This is a genomic window from Chryseobacterium sp. ZHDP1, from assembly GCF_018603435.1.
Taxonomy (GTDB): domain Bacteria; phylum Bacteroidota; class Bacteroidia; order Flavobacteriales; family Weeksellaceae; genus Chryseobacterium; species Chryseobacterium indicum.
The window spans coordinates 53,949-71,528 of sequence record NZ_CP075682.1 but is presented as its reverse complement, the minus strand read 5'-3'; the positions used below and the strand labels follow the sequence as shown (position 1 = coordinate 71,528).

Here is a 17,580-nt window from a genome sequence, read left to right as displayed (position 1 = left end):
TTCGGGATTTTTTTATTTTGCAGCTTCTGCTTTTTCCAGTTTCTGGAGTTCGGCTTCGTAGATTCTTTTTCTTAAATCGCTGGAAGAAAACCTGTGATCTCTTTTGTTATAAAAAATCTCAATTCCTTTTTCTTCACAGTATTTTTTTCCGGTGAAATCTCTGTCTAAATAATCGTCCCCGATAATTCTCACATCAATTACAAAAGATTTTAAAATATCCAGAAGATCTTCCTCTGTGTAATATGGAATAATCTCATCAACAGCGTTTACTGCTTTTAACTGAATATATCTTTCTACGATGGTCTGGGTCGGTTTATTTTTGGTTGGGCGATCGTGAGAGGGATCAATCTGCAAACCTACAATAAGGTAGTCACATACGGTTTTTGCTTCTTCAAGCATTTTAATATGCCCTGCGTGAAGCAGGTCGAATGACGAAAACGTGATGCCTATTCTTTGTGTTTTCATATAAATATCTTCTTTTTTGTACAAATTGTTAAGTGTTTCTTGTTTCTAAATATTTCTGCCACTGCCAAACTGTCCGTAATGCTTCTTCTAAAGATGTTTCAGACTTCCAGTTAAGCTCTTTTTGGGCTTTATCTACGTTTGCATAAGCAATTGTAATATCTCCTTCTCTTCTGTCGCAGATCTGGTAAGGAACTTTCACGTCATTTGCTGTTTCGAAAGCTTTTACTACTTCCAGAACCGATGAACCTTTTCCTGTTCCTAAATTAAAAATATCAACAACCGCATGATCAGAATCGTCTGCCATTAATTTTTTCAATGCTGCAACATGGGCTTTAGCCAAATCTACAATATAAATATAATCACGGACAGCCGTTCCGTCTTCGGTAGGGTAATCATTTCCCCAAACATTTAGTTTTTCACGGATTCCTGCCGCAGTTTGCATCACGAAAGGTACTAAATTATTCGGAACTCCAATAGGTAACTCCCCTATTTTTGCTGAAGGATGTGCTCCGATCGGATTGAAATATCTTAATAAAGAAATTTTGCGGTGATATGCTTTTGCAAAGTCAATCAGGATCTCCTCTCCCATCTGCTTTGTCTTTCCGTAAACGCTTTCAGGCATTTTTAACGGAGTATTTTCGTGGATCGGCATTTCATCCGCCTGTCCGTAAACCGTGCAGGAAGAGCTGAAAATAAAGTTTGAAATTCCTCTTTCTTTAAATTCCTGTAAGATATTGATTAATGAAAACAAATTGTTCTCATAGTAATCAACAGGTTTTACCTGGCTTTCGCCCACTGCTTTAAATGCCGCAAAGTTGATACATCCGTCAATTTCATGAGCATCAAAAACCTGCGTTAAAAGTTCTTTTCTTTTTAGATCGAAAGGATAAAAAACAGGTTTCTTTCCTGCAATTTCCTCAATATTTTTTAATATAAATCTCTCGGAATGCGATAAATCATCCACAATAACAACCTCAAAATTGTTATTTAAAAGCTCAACAACTGTATGCGAGCCGATATATCCTAAACCTCCTGTTACGAGTATTGCCATTTTTTATTTTTAAATACTTTGTCAAAGTTAAAAATCTTTGACAAAGTTTAAGTTAATTTCTTTTAAGTGACACTGTATAAAATTTTCACGGTCACCAAATAGCTCCAAAACATCCTTACGCATAATGTTAGTTTCTGCATTGGAAATTATTGCGGGATAAGATGAAAACTTATAAGTATGAAAATTTTCTGGATTTTGATGAATATATACAATTAAATTTCTAAGATAATCATCAGAATCTATATGTATTCTTTTGAAAGGTGACTCAAAAATGGGTTCGCTTCTTTGATATACTTTATTAAAAGACTGAGTATAGCTGCTAATCAATTTGCCAATGGCTTTACTAAAAAAGCCATCTTCGGAATGGAGTCCACTCTTTTTTTCAGAAAAAGCTATTTCTTTGACAGACTTTACTTTGAGGAGAAAATGAAAATGATTTGGCATTAAACAATAAGCATAAATATCAAAATAAGGAACTAAATATACTTTAACTTTCTGAAGAAAATAATTATAATTTTCATTACTTAAGAAAGTGAGTTTAGAATTAATTCCTCTATTAAAAATATGATAAAACTTATCTATTTCCAAATGAGTTACCCTTATCTCCATGGTTATATTTTAACTTTGTCAAAGATTTAAACTTTGACAAAGTTCTCTTTTAATTACTGTGTTCCTATTTCTTCTATTTCGGAAAATTTCATTTTAAATTTATATTTATTATTAAAATAAATAAACGACATGAAAATTATTATAAATATTAAAATCATAATAACATAAATCTGTTTTGTGCTGTTATGATTTGATTTTGAATAATATTTTAGAAATTCATAAAAATTAATAGTCAAAGTAACCAAATAGGTTAGATTAAGATAAAATATCGCTCTTTTAGGCTTTAAGAAAAGTACTGCAATAGCAATCGTATATACAATTACGTATGCAGAATAAAGAGCTAATTGTTCAAATTTACTTTCCTGTACTAATTTATTATCATCATCTATAAATACTAATGCCAATAAACTTAAAAGTGTGAGAACTAAGAATCCGGAATTAAATATAAGATTTAATAAATATAAGATTTTGCTGCTAAAAATTTTCCTTTCCATTTTATCCCATAAACTCCAACACCGCATCCGTAATATACTTCAGCTGCTCATCATCCAGTTCCGTATGCATGGGAAGAGAAATTACCTGATCTAATAATTTATCCGTATTCACAAAATCGGCGTCGTTACTTTCCTGAAAATATGCTTTTTGCTTTCTTAAAGCCACCGGATAATAGATCATTGCCGGAATTTCCTTTTCAGCTAAGAATTTTTGCAAATCATTACGCTTTCCGTTCAGAATTCTTAAAGTATACTGGTGGAAAACGTGAGTAGAATATTCCGCTCTTTTTGGTGTTAAAATATGTTCATGTCCGGCAAAAGCTTCATCATAATAATCTGCCGCTCTTCCTCTCGCTTCATTATAATTATCCAGATGCGGAAGCTTCTTTCTTAAAATAGCAGCCTGAACACTGTCTAATCTTGAATTTACACCTACCTCATCATGATAATATCTTTGATACATTCCGTGGTTTACAATTCCTCTTAAACGGTGCGCCAGATCATCATTATTCGTGAAAATTGCTCCACCGTCTCCGTAACATCCTAAATTTTTAGATGGAAAGAAAGAAGTCGTTCCAACCGTAGACATGGTTCCTGCTTTTTTTACAGTTCCGTCCGAAAATGTGAATTCAGAACCGATTGCCTGTGCATTGTCTTCAATTACATATAAATTATGTTCTTCAGCAATTTTTAAAATTTCTTCCATATTCGCGCACTGTCCGAAAATATGTACGGGAATAATCGCTTTTGTTTTCGGAGTAATGGCTTTTTTAATCGCCTCCGTTGAAATAGTGAAAGTATCATAATCCACATCTACCAAAACCGATTTAAGTTTAAGCAAATGAATTACTTCCACAGTTGCCGCAAAAGTAAAATCTGCCGTGATGATCTCATCACCTTCCTTCAGATCAAGCCCCATTAAAGCAATCTGAAGTGCATCAGTTCCGTTTGCACAGGGAATAACATGTTTTACGTCCAGATAGGACTCTAATTCATTCTGGAATGACTTTACTTCAGGACCATTGATAAAAGCCGCTGAATCCATTACATTTAAAACGGCATTATCCACATCATTTTTTATCTTGTAATACTGACTTTGTAAGTCAACCATTTGAATCTTTTTCATAAATAAATATTTCTGTAAAAATAAGGAATTTAAAATCCCTTCAAAAATTTTATTGATTTTGTTTTATCTTTATACAAAATAAATACATGAAAAAAACTTTACTTTTTTGTCTTTTAGCGGGTTACTCTGCCGGTTTTGCGCAGACATCGCTTGTTTTTGTATTTTTTAAAGACAAACCGAACAAGGCTGCATTCTATGCAAATCCGTTATCAGAATTATCTCAAAAATCCCTTAACAGACGTACTTCGTTAGGAATTACGCTGAATGATCAGGATGCTCCCATAGAACCGACTTACATTACCAATATTCAGAATTTAGGATTCACCGTAACCGATTATTCAAAATGGCTGAATGGTGTCGCCGTGAATGCAACACCGGCTCAGATCACCATGCTTCAGGCGCAGAATTATGTACTGTCTGTAGAAAGTTTTGCAAGAAATTCGTCAGGAGGAACAAAAATGAGTCATCAGAATAAATGGGACAATCCAATCAACGAGGCGAATAAAAATTTAACCACTTTTGATTATGGTTCTGGTTCTGCACAGATCGACCAGATCAATCTCCGTCCGCTTCATTTGGCAGGTTATACAGGAACAGGAGTTACCATTGCGGTTATTGATTCCGGATTTCCTTACGTAAATACAGGTTCTGCCTATTCAAGATTGTGGACCAACGGACACATTAAAGGCGGATATGATTTTGTGGCCAAAGGCTCAGACATTTACAATACTTCGCTTAACAACCACGGTTCTGCTGTTCTGGGTGCAATCGGAGGATATATTCAGGATACTTTTGTCGGCTCAGCTCCGGATGCGGATTTTTATCTGTACCGAAGCGAAAATGCAGCAATAGAAATTCCCGAAGAAGAACTGTACTGGATTGAAGCAGCAGAAGAAGCCGACCGAAAAGGAGTTGATATGATTACAACATCTCTGGGCTATGCTACTTTTGATGACCCGAAATACAACTATACTTACGCCAATATGAACGGAACCACTTCCTTTATCGCAAGAGGTGCAGAAATAGCCGTAAACAAAGGAATTTTAACTCTATTCGCGGCAGGAAATTCAGGAGCTCAGACGTGGCATTATATTTTAACTCCGGCAGATAACGCAAAAGTCTTTACCATCGGAGCTGTAGATTCTTCCGGAGCTTCTTCCACATTTTCATCTTTCGGTCCGAATTCTGCGGGTGTTATAAAACCCGATGCGAGCGCAAGAGGAACCACCGCAACAAGTGTTATCAATAATAATTCAACCATTTCAGTTAACGGAACATCCATTGCCACTCCCATTGCTGCGGGAGGAGTTGCCTGTCTTATTCAGGCTTTTCCTACCATGAACAGAGATTTAATGAGGGATAAATTAAGGCAGAACGCTTCTCTTTACCCCAATCATACCGATCAGATGGGATTCGGAATTTTAAATTTCGGAGGTCTTTACAATAGCGTTTTAAGCACTTCGGAACTGGTAAAGAAAAACAACATTGCCATTTTTCCGAATCCTGTTAAAAATATTCTGAATGTGGCTTCAGAAAGTGATGTTTTATCTTTGGAAGTTTACGATAACTTAGGAAGATTCATTACAAAAACCAATAATCAAAAATCTGTAAAAGTCGAAGATTTTGCAAAAGGTGTTTATTACCTGAAAATTCAGACGAAGGATAAAATCTACTACGAAAAATTCATAAAAGAATAAACACAGAAAAACCTCTCGCATTGAGAGGTTTTCTTATTATTCCCGAAGGCTGAGCGAAGCCGAAGCCTGATGTCTAATTGCAAATCATCATTCAGTAAAAATCTAAGCAAAATGTTTAGATTCTTCATTCCGTTTCACTACAATCAGAATGACACACAGATTATTTATTATTAAGCCGAATTCCTGCTTGCATTAATATTTCCGAATAAAGAACGCGTCACCAGTTTTCCGTAAGCTTCCAGATCACCTTCACCTTTCTGAATTTTCATTAATGCATATTGCTGAATGCTCAACAGAGGCAAAACAATTCTTTCGCGGATTTTCACCGATTTTCTGGAGAGCGGATCTTCTTCCTGTAGCATTTTAAAGCCAGTTAATTCCAGCATAATATTTTTGGAAAGATTGTATTCATCAAACAGAACATTCCAGAAAGCACCGAATTTCGGGTTGTTTTTAATATAATATGTCAAAGGAAAATAGGTCTTGTTCATGCTCATCATCGAGTTTAAAACCAACGTTTTAAAGAAATCTGAACCTCTGTACAATTCTCTTACCTCATCAAATCGTCCCTGTTCTTTCAACTGCTGCATTGCAAAACCGAATCCGAAGAATCCCGGAACATTCTGCTTCAACTGCGACCATGATCCTACAAACGGAATCGCTCTCAAATCTTCAAATTTAAGCTCACTTCCGCCACCTCTTTTAGACGGACGGCTTCCGATATTTGTTTTCCCGTAATATTCGAGCGTACTCATTTCCTGCAAATAAGGAACAAACATAGGATGCGCTTTCAGATCTGAATATTTTTGATAACTGATTTCAGCCAGTTCGATAATTAACGCCCTTTCTTTTTCCGTTAGTTCTTTTTTGGAATTTTTGAAAACATCGTTCTCTACTCCGGCTGTTAAAAGCTGTTCAAAATTATATTTTGCCTGTTCTTTATTTCCGAAAATACTCGTAATCGTCTGTCCCTGAATCGTTAATTCAATTTTATTATTTGCAATAGTTTTCCCCTGTGAGGCATAAAAATCGTGGGTTTTCCCGCCTCCTCTTGCGGGAGGACCGCCTCGACCGTCGAAGAACACGACTTTAATTCCGTTTTGCTCGGAAAGTTTTGTTAACACTTCTTTGGCTTTATAAATTTCCCAGTTCGCTTTCAGGTAACCGCCATCTTTCGTTCCGTCCGAGAAACCTAACATAATGGTTTGCTGATTTCCTCTTTTTTCCAGATGCTTTTTATAAACAGGATTTTGGTACAGTTCGTTCATTACATTTTCTGCATTGGCAAGACCTTCCATTGTTTCGAAAAGCGGAACGATATCCATATTGATTTCTTCTTCCTGATAACCGCAGACTTTGAAAAACGCATACACATTCATCACATCTTTTACCGCATCGGAATTGGAAATAATATAGCGGTTCATTCCTCTCAATCCGTTCAGTTGCTGAATTTCTGAAATCTGGGAAACGGTGAGCAAAGTATCTTTTACAATATCCTCAAAATCATCCGGATTTACTTTTTCACTAACCTGAATTAACTTATTGAATTTTTCTTCGTGCGTTGCATCACTGACTCCAAATACTTTAGCAAAAACCTCATCAATCACTTTCTGATGGATTCTGCTGTCCTGTCGAACGTCAAGAGTCGCAAAATGTGTCCCGAAAATCTTCACGCGGTCTTTGAAATTCACCAACTGATCAAGGAACAATGAATTGTGCTGCTCCACAAGGATTTTTTCGGCTTCTTCCAGTCTTTTGATAATATCATCTGCCGTAATTTTCTCATTTCTGAAAATCGCGGAATACAGTTCGTTGCTCAGTTTTGTTAAAACCTCCGAAACACCTCTGAAACTCAATCTTCTTCGAACCGATTTAAGATTGTTGTAATAAGCTTTTAAAATTGCAGTATGCAGTTCTTCCGCCACTCTTTTCGTGACTTCTGCTGTTACAAAAGGATTTCCGTCGCGGTCTCCTCCCGGCCAGAAACCAAGCTGGATCAGATCTTCATGGAGGTGAAAATGATCGTTTTCAAATGTTGTTTTTATTTTCGTGAAAAGTTCTCCGATGGTATCGTAATACACATATCTCAGATAATAAATGATGCTCAACGCTTCATCAATAGGAGTCGGTTTTTCTTTATTAACGAACGGTGTTTTTCCCAACTGCTGCAAAAGCATATCGATATTCGTGATAGAATCGGTTGTAATGGCATTTCTGAGATCGTGAAGGATTCTCTGCACGGAATTCGGGTAAAACTGTGTCGGATGCGCCGTAAATACGATTTTAATGGCAAAATCTTTCAGTTTTTCACGCACTTTTTCCAATTTATGATCCTGAAGCGAACGTTCGTACATATTGGTTACCGTTCCGTTATCACTTTCGGAATGCAGGTTCGGAAATGCAGCATCTTCAATACTATCAAACAAAACCACCTGTCTTTCAATATATTGGATTATTTTGAAAAGAAGTTCTGTTTTCTGTTCTTCAGTCTGCAGATCGGTATGATTTTTAAAGAATTCTTCAACGATTTCTTCAGGCGTTTTTCCGGCTTCGTAGCCGATTTTGCTTTCTTCACAAAGAAACGGAAGCAGCATCCCGATATTCGTCATTTTATCATAAGGCAGGCTCATAAACAATGAATTGTAGATCTGGAACTTATTTTCCACGATCTGCCTGAATTTTTCTGCGCGTTGGTCGTGTATCATATAACAAATGTAGGGGATTTTGGGTGGAATTCAAATGGTGTTTATCTTAAAATCGATAATTATAACAATATTTTATTCATCCTATAAACAAAAGATATAATTTTGTATCACCATGAAAAAAAGTTCAGTATTTATTTTATTTTTCCTATTTCAATATTTTTTCACTCAACAATGCGGTTGTGCCCAAAATTCAGAATTGAAAGAAGTCATTTCATGTAAGCCGCAAATCTTTAAAAATAATGCAAAAATATACTGGCAATACAATTGTAATTCTTCATGGCTGACTTTTCAAAATAAAAATATTAAGAAGAAGATTTTTAGTCTTGATAAAGATTTAATAGGTTTAACGACAAGATTAGGGTACAGTAATATTAAGGAATATAAAAATTCTTTTTTGGCAGAATACCTTGTTATTTCAGGATGTTGTGAACCTCCTGAATATATTTTACATAATAAAACCAATGCAGAAATAATAGGAAAACTTGGATCATTTTTGTATCAGGGTAAAACTAAAGATCATATTCCGTTTATACTAACTTTAAAAAGTTATACTTCTATTTTGTTTACCGACTTAAATACCAATAAAATTAGCACATATCATATAAAAGAAGGATTATTGGAAAAAATAATGGTGCAAAATAATTTTCTTACAACTGATGACATTTTTGAAGAAATACAAATGAAAAATAATATTATACTATTGAAATATAAAATTTTGAACAATAAAACCCGCGGATTTGAAAAGAAATCGATTAAAATCAATATACAAAATTTTTACAATCATTCTATTTAAAATTAAAAATTTAGAAATTAAATGAAATTCGGAATCATTTTTTACTCAATACTAGGAGTTTTAGCATTGATAATTGGAGTATATCTTCTTCAATACCTTTTTATCCTTTCCATTATATTTTTTATTGGTGCATTTATTAATGGTGTTTTTATTTACAAAGAATATAATATCCACAAAAGCGACAAAATTGAATACAATGAAAATACACTTCCTGATGAAATTATTGTTAAATATTCCCGTTCAGGAAGAATAATTGCAATTGCTACTTACAGTATTTTTATGATGCTGGGAATTCTTTTTATTTCATCAATAAAATTTAAAATGAATTTCATCACCATATTTGTACTAGCCTTGCTGATTGCATTCACCGGATATTTTATTTCAAAAATAATTGTAGAAATTAAGAAAATATCAAAAGTTATGATTTCTGTTAATGGAAAAGGTATTCAAATTGAAAACAATCCTACTTGTTTATGGAATGAAATTCAGCTTGAAAAAATTATCGTAAAACGTTTGGTAAGCCGAGAATCCAAACATGATTATAAACCCGAAATTAATTATCTGTACTTTTTTCATGGTGACGAAAAGATAGAGATTAATATTGATGATTTTGATATTACAGATTATCAGCTTTCTCAGGTTTTAAAAATATTCAGATCGCGATATAACAACTCAGGTTTATTATAAATTTGTAATTTTACATTCTACACCAATCTGAATCCCATGAAAAAAATACTCCTATTCTTACTTCCTCTTCTTCTTTTCTCCGCCTGCGGCGAAGACTGCTACAATGCGCCACAGCCGATTGTTTTTAAATTTGTGGATTCCAACGATGTAAATCTGATTACAGACGGAACGCTTACCAACTATTCGGTGAAAGAGGAAAACCAGACCAATATTCAGCTTACGAAAACCAATGATGATATGGTTATTCTGGAAAATGTGGGTGCTTACAACGGAACAAAAAATTATACCTTTACTTCCAATATAAAAAATTTCACTTTTACGATCCAGTCATCGGAGTTTAAAGGAGGCTGCGATGGTTTTCAGATCAACAAACTCACGTTTACTGGCATTGGAATTGATGTGAAAGATGAGAACGGCTACTACAAAATTATTTTCCAGTAAATTTCTGTTCGCTACATTTGCAAAAACAAAAGAATGAAAGTATTATTTCCGGTTTTACTGCTTTGCTCAGGTTGGATATTCAGCCAGAAAACCGTTCCTGCAGACTTCAAAAAAATTCCGGAAATCCTCGACAATACAGAACTGCTCTACCCCTTTATCGTTCCGGATAAAAAATACGAATACTGGAGCGTTCTCAGAAATAATCCCGATCCCGATAAAGCCATTGTTTACGAAAGCCAGATGCCCGATTTGATGACGTTGAATGATCCTGCTCCCAAAAAAGGATTTTTTCAGAAATGTCTCGGCGAAAATTGCTATTCCTATATTTTAGCCTGTGAAAAAAGCCGGTCGAAATATTTTTCAAACGAACAGCAGCTAAGAGAGTTTATCGGTTTTGTAAACAATCTTCCCGAAGCTATTTTAATTGCCAATACTTTCGGATATTCGGTTGACAGTTCCAATCCATTGGGAAGTTCATATAAAACTGAAAATCAGTACATTTCGCTGTATCTTTCAAAATCTAAAAACAATTCTGGAACTAAGGAATCTTTTTTCATTAAAATCAATAGAAAAACAGGAAAATTGGAGGTAAAAAGTAATGGAGCTTATTAAAGTTTTTTTGTTTTTTTGTCATTCTGAATGGAATTTTGCGCAGCATTATGCAATGAATAATCTCTTGAAAATGAAAGCTTTAAAAATTAAATACACATACTTTTTTGACCACAAAAGCCACAAAAGATTTTTAGGCTTAATTAAAGTTAACAATCATAATAGAAAAAGGATACAATAGTTTTTAAAAATCTCTGATTTTTATTCTTTTGAGACCTTTTATTATTCTGAAATTTGGCTTTATCATAATCTTTTGTGACTTGTGTAGTTAACTTCCTCTGTCATTCTGAATGAAATTTTGCGAAGCATTATGCAATGAAGAATCTATCTTAATATGAGATTTTTCGACTCCACTTCGTTGCGCTCAAAATGACAGTATCGCACATTAAATACAAGAATTTTATTCGACACATAGTCACATAAGATTTTAAAATGCTTCTAAGCTTTATGTCAGAACACATTAGTTTTTGAAAATCTTTGATTTTTTTCTTATGTGAGCTTTAAATGGTTATTCAACAAAATTCAATAGTTTTAATAAAAGAGAATCATTAAAATTTTAAAACTTTATTAACTTAGTTTTTGTGTGGTATTGCGTAATTTTGAATTCAAATAAATTTAAGAACAATGCTTAATTTCGAACTAAAAAATCCAACCAAAATACTTTTCGGAAAAGGTGAAATTGCTAAAATTTCAAAAGAAATTCCCGCAGATGCCAAAATTTTAATGATTTACGGAGGCGGAAGCATCAAAAACAACGGTGTTTACGATCAGGTAAAAGAAGCTTTAAAAGATCATGAAGTGCATGAATTCGGCGGAGTTCCAGCCAATCCGGAATATGAAGTATTAATTAATGCTTTAAGCTTTATCAAAGAAAATAATATTACTTTTCTCTTGGCTGTCGGAGGCGGATCTGTAATCGACGGAACGAAATTTCTTTCCGCTGCTGCAAATTACGATGGAGAACCGTGGGAAATCCTTACGAAACCTGTAAGAACTTTTGAAGGCGAAGGAATGCCTTTCGGAACTGTTCTTACGCTTCCTGCAACCGGTTCTGAGATGAATTCGGGGTACGTGATTTCGAGAAGAGAAACCAACGAAAAATTGTCTTCGGGAGGTCCCGGATTATTCCCGCAATTCTCGGTTCTGGATCCGGAAGTGGTGAGATCTATTCCGCAAAGACAGATCGTTAACGGTTTAACGGATGCTTATACTCACGTTCTGGAACAATATATGACGGCTCCTTCTTCTGCGGATCTTCAGGAAAGAATTGCAGAAAGTATTCTGATCAGTATACAGGAAACCGCTCCGAAAGTTCTGGCGGAGGAATTTGATTATGACGCAGCCGGAAATTTCATGTGGTGCTGTACAATGGCTCTTAACGGACTGATTCAGAAAGGTGTGATTACAGACTGGGCGGTTCACGCGATGGGACACGAACTGACGGCTTATTTCGGGATCGATCACGCAAGAACTTTAGCCATTATTGCGCCATCGCATTACCGTTATAATTTTGAAACCAAAAAAGGTAAACTGGCTCAGTACGCAGAAAGAGTCTGGGGAATTAAAGACGGAACACTGGAAGAAAAGGCAGAACTGGGAATCAAAAAGCTGGAAGAATTCTTCCACAGCCTTCATATTGATACGAAACTTTCTGATTACACAGAAGATTATAAAGGAACTGCTGAAAGAGTGGAAAAAACTTTTACAGAGAGAAACTGGCTTGGTTTGGGAGAATACAGAAAACTGACTCCTCAAGATGCTTCTAAAATTGTGGAAATGAGCTATTAAAAGCCGAAAGTTTCAGATCCGAAGAGGGAAGTTTATTGCTATGCTGTAAAAAATAAAACAGACAGGAATAAATTTTCACCTTACAATTTTTGTTCCAATTTGCTTTTTCTGTAATCAATCGTTTAAAAAACCTTAATTTCATTAGAGATATTTCAAATTTATTTATATTTTAGCATATTCTTAAATTTGTAAAAATGAAAAAACAATTACTTTTATTTGCCTTTTCAGCGTTAGCGCTTACTTCATGTAACGATGATGATATCCAGGGTTATGAAATGGATATGATGAAAGGTGATTGGAAGATCAGTAAAAAAGAAACGATATCAGGAAAAGACGATAAATTTGTAATCGGTACTTCAACGCCAACAGGATGTTCTGTGAATGACAAACTGGAGTTCAGAACAGATTATTATACCTCTTTTACAACGTATGGAGGAACTGGTACAAACTGTAATGTTGTGGCGAAAGTAGAAGGGAAATATGAGTACAATTCTGAAACAAAAGATTTAACGGTTACTTATACCAACACGAGCCCGGTGAAATACAGAATTGTAATTCTTACGAGCTCTGAGATGAGAATAAAGCAAATGTCCGGCAACATAGACCAAAACGGTGATACGATACCGGATGCGGAATATATTACCTACAAAAGATAAAAAAGAAAACTCTCGAAAATTTCGGGAGTTTTTTCTTGAAAAGAAATTTTAATATTCAACTAAAACTATTAAAACAATGAAGAAGATTTTTTCGGCATTTCTGATGCTGACTTTTGCCCTGTTTTTTGCACAGGAAAAACCGATGTTCTGGCAGGACATTCAAAATTTTAAGAAACTGAATCTGGAAAATCCTCCGGCTAAAAATGCAATTCTTTTAGTAGGAAGTTCGTCTTTCACAAAATGGACGGATATCGCGAATTACTTTCCGGATAAAACCATTATCAACAGAGGTTTCGGAGGTTCAAGATTAACGGATCTGAATGATTATGCAGATGATCTTTTAAATCCTTATCAGCCCAAACAGATCATCATTTACTGTGGTGAGAATGATTTTGCTGACAACGACAAATTGAAAGCTGATGTTGTAGTGGAAAGATTTAAAGCATTCTATAAAAAAATCCGCACAAAATTCCCGAAAATTGAAGTGGATTATATTTCCATCAAATATTCTCCGAGCCGCGAAAAACTTTGGCCACAAATGAAGGAAGCCAATAAAAAGATTGCCAATTTCATGAAAAAACAACCGAATTCAGCGTTTATTGACATCACAAAGGTAATGCAGGATGAAAACGGAAATGTAAGAAAAGACCTTTTTGTGGAAGATATGCTTCACATGACACCGGAAGGCTACAGATTATGGACTTCTGTGATGAATCCTTATATGAAATAAAATGAGAGAATCTACCCGAAACCTTCCGATTTTTAAAAAAGCACAGGAAATCTACGAAACTCTAAAAGTGATAACAGATTTATTTCCTGAGGATAATGATTATCTCCAGACACTGAAATCGCATCTTCTTGAAGACAGCATGATTATTCAGGCAAAAATATCCGGTGCGGAAGCCGTAAAACTGTATGACATTAAGATGGAAAATGCAGCGATCATAAGAAAAGCAGCAAGAAGCATTATGGTAAGCGGAAATACACTGGAAATGATGGGATTTACAGATGCAAAATATTACACAATTATAAGAAATCTTACCGAAGAATTCAGGCTTTTATTCGTCGACTGGGTTTCAGGATTTAATCCTAAACATTTTATTGTGGACAATTGGGGATTGTTTAATCCTCCGGGAATTTCGCATGATTATGTTCAGCGGGATGATGAACTGAATTTTCTTGATGAGGATGAAGAATAAAAAATGAGCTGTTTTAGTATTGAAGCAGCTTTTTTGTTGATAAATTAATTTAAACTTATAGCTGGAATATGGGTTTATTTAAAGTATTCAAACGTCTGCAAAGAAAAAAAACTTTGATTTTTTTTAAACTTATGTGCTCTTTTTTTCCACTTAAGTATTAAGCTTAAATAACTAATGTGTTAAAATCTTTTGCATCTTTTTGCGGTTAAAAAGCTTAAACAAACTCGATGATTATTTTATTGAAAGATTTTTTTTGTGTGAAAAGTTTTTTTCCTTTTCTTTGCAGCCTTAAAAATTAGTTTAAACCATGAAAAAAATCTTATTTCTTGCTGTTTCGGCAGGTTTTCTTTTCACAGCCTGCAAAAGTGATGATGACGATGTATATGCATCTGTTGTAGGAGTCTGGAAGCCTTCCAGAGAAATGGCAGTTTCCGGAAAAAACGGAAGTACTATTTATAATGATCCTTCTTCAAGCTGCTACAAAAAAAGTACGTTTGATTTTAAATCGAACAACACAATGGTAAGCAACATTTTTGATGAAGGAATGAGCGGAAATTGTGAAAATCTGGGAACAGATACTTCTTCTTATTCTTATGACCCGCTAAACAAGCAGATCGTTATAGACGGTGAATCCAGTGAAGTTCTAAAGCTTACCAATTATGAAATGCATATTGTTTCAGATTACAGTGATGAAGACGGAGACGGAATTGACGACAAAATAGTTCTTGTCCTGATCCGATAAAAATGCAAACTCCCGAAAAATTTCGGGAGTTTTTTTATTTCTTCTTTTTAGATTTAGAGATTGATTTCTGCTGTGCTCTGTTGGCTCCAAATTTTTTGGGTGCTTTTCTTTTGGAAGGTCCGCCCCAGTTTTCTTTGGTATTTTTCGCTTTCTTTTCATGAAAAGCTCCTCCTCCTTCATTTAGTTTTACCTTCACAGGATTTTTCATGATTACCGTTTCTTCCTCTGAAGCAATCTTTTTAGGATTTATTTTTACTTCTTGCGGGAAATCGATGTATTTCAGTTCCTTATCCATTAATAATTCTATGTCAAGAGCTAAAGTTTCTTCTTTTTTGGTGACGAAAGTTATGGCTTTACCATCTTTGTCCGCTCTACCCGTTCTACCGATTCTGTGAATATACTGTTCAGGAATATCCGGCGTTTCAAAATTGATAACATGGGTAATATCCGAAATATCAAGACCTCTTGCCATGACATCTGTCGTAATCAACCCTTTGATCTCTTCATTTTCAAAGCTTTTCATTGCTTTCAGTCTGTAATTCTGCGATTTATTGGAGTGGATCACATCAAACTGCTCAGGAAAAAGTTCATCAATTTTTGTAAATAAAAGATCTGCATTTCTTTTATTATTGGTGAAAATCAATACTTTGGACATATCGGTATCGGTTTTCAGCAAATGCTCCAATAGATTGATCTTGGTGTTGAAATTCTCTACTTTGTAAGCAGTCTGCTCAATTTTTTCAAGCGGCGTTCCGGATTTTGCCAGTGAAATTTCGACAGGGCTTGCAAAATATTCATCCAGCATTTCATCAACAGCTTCCGTCATGGTTGCAGAAAAAAGAATATTCTGTTTTTTCTCTTTCATCATTTCGAAAATATGCGTCAGCTGTGGTCTGAAACCAAGGTTCAGCATTTCGTCAAACTCATCAATAATCAGTTTCTGAACTTCCTTTAAAGAAATGGCATTATCGATCGCCAAATCCATTACTCTTCCGGGAGTTCCTACCAGAATATCACATCCGTTATCAAATAACAATTTCTGGGTATTGATGTTTTTTCCTCCGTAAATCCCGATTACTCTTGCAGTGGTATTTTCCGTCAGTTTTTCTACAATCTCTGCAACCTGTACCACCAATTCTCTCGTAGGAACAAGCACCAAAACCGTAGGATTCCCCGATCTATTGTATTTCCATGTTTTAAGAACAGGTAAAAGATACGCCAGAGTTTTTCCTGTTCCCGTCTGTGCAATTCCCATTACATCACGTCCGGAAAGTATGGGTTTTAAGCTCTTTTCCTGAATAGGAGTAGGTTCAAATAAATTAAGATCTGCTAAAACATCAAGAATTTTAACCGGAAGGTCAAAATCTGCAAAAGTGAGTTTTTCCATTTTGCAAAGATAGACAATTAATTTTTGAAGCCCTTATTTTGCATTCCTGCTTTCATTAATAATTTTCTCGCGGTGTTTTTTGCCCCAATCCTGAATATGAACCAATACAGGTTTTAATGTAAGACCATACTCCGTCATTTCATATTCTACCGTCACAGGAACAGTTGCAATAGCCGTTCTGGTTATCAGCCCGTTTATTTCCAAATCTTTTAGTTCAAGACTAAGCATTTTGGGCGTAATCTTTCCGATATCTCCCAATAAGTCTTTAAATCTCTTTTTTCCGCTGCATAAACTATATAAAATGGGAAACTTCCATTTTCCGCCAATAACTTCCAGTGCATCCATTACCGGCTGAATTTCTATTTTCTCTTGCATTGCCTATTATTTAAATAACTATATTAAAGTATACTAATATACATTTTATACACTTATTGCAAAAGTATAGTAAGCATTTTAATTTTGCAATACATATTTAAAATAACAAAACAAATGAATACAACAAAATTCACATCAGACAACACCGCTTTATTGCTTATAGATCACCAAGTGGGAACAATGAAACTCATCAAAAATATTCCTCTGGAAGAAGTTGAAAAGAAAACACTGGCTTTGGCAAAAATGGCAAAAGTTCTTAATATTCCTGTTATATTTACAGGCAGTCAGGAATATGCCGCACAAGGACCTTTAATGCCCGCATTAGCAGAAATTCTTCCTGAGGCATTCGAAAAAAGAATAAAAAGAGAAGGAATTGTAAACTGTTGGGAGCATACAGATTTTCGGGATGCAGTCTTGGCAACGGGAAAGAAAAATTTAATTATGGCAGGAGTAACAACGGATGTCTGTCTTGTTTATCCGGCTATCAGTGCTGTTGAAGAAGGTTTTAATGTACAGGCTGTAATGGATGCATCCGGTTCTCCGTTTGATTTAAGTGAAAAACTAAGCCAGCAGAGAATGGCAAAAGCAGGAGTTGTTTTAACTGCCACTAATACGCTTATGGCAGAAATTGCTGAAGACTGGGCAAGACCGGAAGGCGGAGAATTATTAGGTATCTTGTTTTCTGATGTTTTACCATCTATGGCATAAATTAAGAATAAATGGGTTCTCAATTTAAGGATTCATTTATTTTTTTTT

At 34.9% G+C, this 17,580-nt stretch carries 19 protein-coding genes; 11 read left to right on the top strand and 8 right to left on the bottom strand.

Annotated elements, in window-relative coordinates:
• Positions 1-12 precede the first annotated feature (12 nt).
• The 5 genes from KKI44_RS00325 to KKI44_RS00305 are packed head-to-tail and all read right to left on the bottom strand — an operon-like array spanning position 13 to position 3,745.
• Positions 13-465 (bottom strand): adenylyltransferase/cytidyltransferase family protein, encoded by a 453-nt coding sequence (locus KKI44_RS00325; RefSeq protein WP_076393532.1) that lies wholly within the window; start codon positions 463-465, stop codon positions 13-15.
• Positions 466-493: 28 nt separating this feature from the next.
• Positions 494-1,516, bottom strand: a complete 1,023-nt coding sequence (gene galE, locus KKI44_RS00320; protein WP_214589319.1) for a UDP-glucose 4-epimerase GalE — start codon at positions 1,514-1,516, stop codon at positions 494-496.
• Positions 1,517-1,543: 27 nt separating this feature from the next.
• On the bottom strand, positions 1,544-2,125 hold the full coding sequence (locus KKI44_RS00315; protein WP_214589318.1) for a hypothetical protein: 582 nt from the start codon (positions 2,123-2,125) through the stop codon (positions 1,544-1,546).
• A gap of 53 nt (positions 2,126-2,178) precedes the next feature.
• Positions 2,179-2,619, bottom strand: coding sequence for a hypothetical protein (locus tag KKI44_RS00310; RefSeq protein ID WP_214589317.1), 441 nt, complete (start codon positions 2,617-2,619; stop codon positions 2,179-2,181).
• A 1-nt stretch (position 2,620) separates the two neighbouring features.
• On the bottom strand, positions 2,621-3,745 hold the full coding sequence (locus KKI44_RS00305; protein WP_214589316.1) for a DegT/DnrJ/EryC1/StrS family aminotransferase: 1,125 nt from the start codon (positions 3,743-3,745) through the stop codon (positions 2,621-2,623).
• A gap of 86 nt (positions 3,746-3,831) precedes the next feature.
• Here KKI44_RS00305 and KKI44_RS00300 point away from each other — a divergent pair, with 86 nt between their 5' ends.
• Entirely contained in the window at positions 3,832-5,442 is a 1,611-nt protein-coding gene (locus KKI44_RS00300) for a S8 family peptidase (RefSeq protein ID WP_214589315.1), read from the top strand.
• Between the two features lie 170 nt (positions 5,443-5,612).
• On the opposite strand, the gene KKI44_RS00295 is transcribed toward KKI44_RS00300, so the two are convergent.
• Complete coding sequence (locus KKI44_RS00295; RefSeq protein WP_214589314.1) at positions 5,613-8,147, bottom strand: phosphoenolpyruvate carboxylase; 2,535 nt, start codon at positions 8,145-8,147, stop codon at positions 5,613-5,615.
• 112 nt (positions 8,148-8,259) lie between these two features.
• Between KKI44_RS00295 and KKI44_RS00290 the strand changes: the two genes are divergently transcribed.
• From KKI44_RS00290 to KKI44_RS00250, 9 genes are all read left to right on the top strand, one after another.
• Positions 8,260-8,940, top strand: coding sequence for a hypothetical protein (locus tag KKI44_RS00290; protein WP_214589313.1), 681 nt, complete (start codon positions 8,260-8,262; stop codon positions 8,938-8,940).
• A 21-nt stretch (positions 8,941-8,961) separates the two neighbouring features.
• The gene (locus KKI44_RS00285) at positions 8,962-9,627 is read left to right on the top strand and encodes a hypothetical protein (RefSeq protein ID WP_214589312.1); all 666 of its coding nucleotides are present in this window, start codon (positions 8,962-8,964) and stop codon (positions 9,625-9,627) included.
• A gap of 36 nt (positions 9,628-9,663) precedes the next feature.
• Positions 9,664-10,068: a hypothetical protein gene (locus KKI44_RS00280; protein ID WP_214589311.1), complete on the top strand. Its 405-nt coding sequence runs from the start codon at positions 9,664-9,666 to the stop codon at positions 10,066-10,068.
• Between the two features lie 33 nt (positions 10,069-10,101).
• Positions 10,102-10,680 carry a hypothetical protein gene (locus KKI44_RS00275; protein WP_214589310.1) on the top strand — a complete coding sequence of 193 codons (579 nt, stop codon included), beginning with the start codon at positions 10,102-10,104 and terminating at the stop codon, positions 10,678-10,680.
• A 621-nt stretch (positions 10,681-11,301) separates the two neighbouring features.
• Positions 11,302-12,465, top strand: coding sequence for an iron-containing alcohol dehydrogenase (locus KKI44_RS00270; RefSeq protein ID WP_214589309.1), 1,164 nt, complete (start codon positions 11,302-11,304; stop codon positions 12,463-12,465).
• Positions 12,466-12,659: 194 nt separating this feature from the next.
• A complete protein-coding gene (locus tag KKI44_RS00265) occupies positions 12,660-13,121 on the top strand; it encodes a lipocalin family protein (protein WP_214589308.1) in 462 nt (153 codons plus the stop codon).
• Positions 13,122-13,197: 76 nt separating this feature from the next.
• The gene (locus tag KKI44_RS00260; protein WP_214589307.1) at positions 13,198-13,851 is read left to right on the top strand and encodes a GDSL-type esterase/lipase family protein; all 654 of its coding nucleotides are present in this window, start codon (positions 13,198-13,200) and stop codon (positions 13,849-13,851) included.
• A 1-nt stretch (position 13,852) separates the two neighbouring features.
• A complete protein-coding gene (locus KKI44_RS00255) occupies positions 13,853-14,320 on the top strand; it encodes a hypothetical protein (protein ID WP_076393506.1) in 468 nt (155 codons plus the stop codon).
• 307 nt (positions 14,321-14,627) lie between these two features.
• Positions 14,628-15,062 (top strand): lipocalin family protein, encoded by a 435-nt coding sequence (locus tag KKI44_RS00250; protein WP_214589306.1) that lies wholly within the window; start codon positions 14,628-14,630, stop codon positions 15,060-15,062.
• 34 nt (positions 15,063-15,096) lie between these two features.
• On the opposite strand, the gene KKI44_RS00245 is transcribed toward KKI44_RS00250, so the two are convergent.
• Both KKI44_RS00245 and KKI44_RS00240 read right to left on the bottom strand, forming a co-directional pair.
• A complete protein-coding gene (locus tag KKI44_RS00245) occupies positions 15,097-16,449 on the bottom strand; it encodes a DEAD/DEAH box helicase (RefSeq protein ID WP_214589305.1) in 1,353 nt (450 codons plus the stop codon).
• Positions 16,450-16,482: 33 nt separating this feature from the next.
• Positions 16,483-16,824, bottom strand: coding sequence for a winged helix-turn-helix transcriptional regulator (locus KKI44_RS00240; RefSeq protein ID WP_214589304.1), 342 nt, complete (start codon positions 16,822-16,824; stop codon positions 16,483-16,485).
• Between the two features lie 114 nt (positions 16,825-16,938).
• On the opposite strand from KKI44_RS00240, the gene KKI44_RS00235 reads away from it, so the two are divergent.
• The gene (locus tag KKI44_RS00235) at positions 16,939-17,532 is read left to right on the top strand and encodes an isochorismatase family protein (RefSeq protein WP_214589303.1); all 594 of its coding nucleotides are present in this window, start codon (positions 16,939-16,941) and stop codon (positions 17,530-17,532) included.
• The last annotated feature ends 48 nt before the right edge of the window (positions 17,533-17,580 follow it).

Coding starts and splice junctions, on each gene's coding strand:
- KKI44_RS00285 (WP_214589312.1), top strand. CDS start 8,962: ATGAAATTCGGAATCATTTTTTACTCAATACTAGGAGTTTTAGCATTG.
- KKI44_RS00270 (WP_214589309.1), top strand. CDS start 11,302: ATGCTTAATTTCGAACTAAAAAATCCAACCAAAATACTTTTCGGAAAA.
- KKI44_RS00305 (WP_214589316.1), bottom strand. CDS start 3,745: ATGAAAAAGATTCAAATGGTTGACTTACAAAGTCAGTATTACAAGATA.
- KKI44_RS00250 (WP_214589306.1), top strand. CDS start 14,628: ATGAAAAAAATCTTATTTCTTGCTGTTTCGGCAGGTTTTCTTTTCACA.
- KKI44_RS00240 (WP_214589304.1), bottom strand. CDS start 16,824: ATGCAAGAGAAAATAGAAATTCAGCCGGTAATGGATGCACTGGAAGTT.
- KKI44_RS00300 (WP_214589315.1), top strand. CDS start 3,832: ATGAAAAAAACTTTACTTTTTTGTCTTTTAGCGGGTTACTCTGCCGGT.
- KKI44_RS00265 (WP_214589308.1), top strand. CDS start 12,660: ATGAAAAAACAATTACTTTTATTTGCCTTTTCAGCGTTAGCGCTTACT.
- KKI44_RS00235 (WP_214589303.1), top strand. CDS start 16,939: ATGAATACAACAAAATTCACATCAGACAACACCGCTTTATTGCTTATA.
- KKI44_RS00245 (WP_214589305.1), bottom strand. CDS start 16,449: ATGGAAAAACTCACTTTTGCAGATTTTGACCTTCCGGTTAAAATTCTT.
- KKI44_RS00290 (WP_214589313.1), top strand. CDS start 8,260: ATGAAAAAAAGTTCAGTATTTATTTTATTTTTCCTATTTCAATATTTT.
- KKI44_RS00315 (WP_214589318.1), bottom strand. CDS start 2,125: ATGGAGATAAGGGTAACTCATTTGGAAATAGATAAGTTTTATCATATT.
- KKI44_RS00310 (WP_214589317.1), bottom strand. CDS start 2,619: ATGGAAAGGAAAATTTTTAGCAGCAAAATCTTATATTTATTAAATCTT.
- KKI44_RS00295 (WP_214589314.1), bottom strand. CDS start 8,147: ATGATACACGACCAACGCGCAGAAAAATTCAGGCAGATCGTGGAAAAT.
- KKI44_RS00255 (WP_076393506.1), top strand. CDS start 13,853: ATGAGAGAATCTACCCGAAACCTTCCGATTTTTAAAAAAGCACAGGAA.
- KKI44_RS00275 (WP_214589310.1), top strand. CDS start 10,102: ATGAAAGTATTATTTCCGGTTTTACTGCTTTGCTCAGGTTGGATATTC.
- KKI44_RS00280 (WP_214589311.1), top strand. CDS start 9,664: ATGAAAAAAATACTCCTATTCTTACTTCCTCTTCTTCTTTTCTCCGCC.
- galE (WP_214589319.1), bottom strand. CDS start 1,516: ATGGCAATACTCGTAACAGGAGGTTTAGGATATATCGGCTCGCATACA.
- KKI44_RS00260 (WP_214589307.1), top strand. CDS start 13,198: ATGAAGAAGATTTTTTCGGCATTTCTGATGCTGACTTTTGCCCTGTTT.
- KKI44_RS00325 (WP_076393532.1), bottom strand. CDS start 465: ATGAAAACACAAAGAATAGGCATCACGTTTTCGTCATTCGACCTGCTT.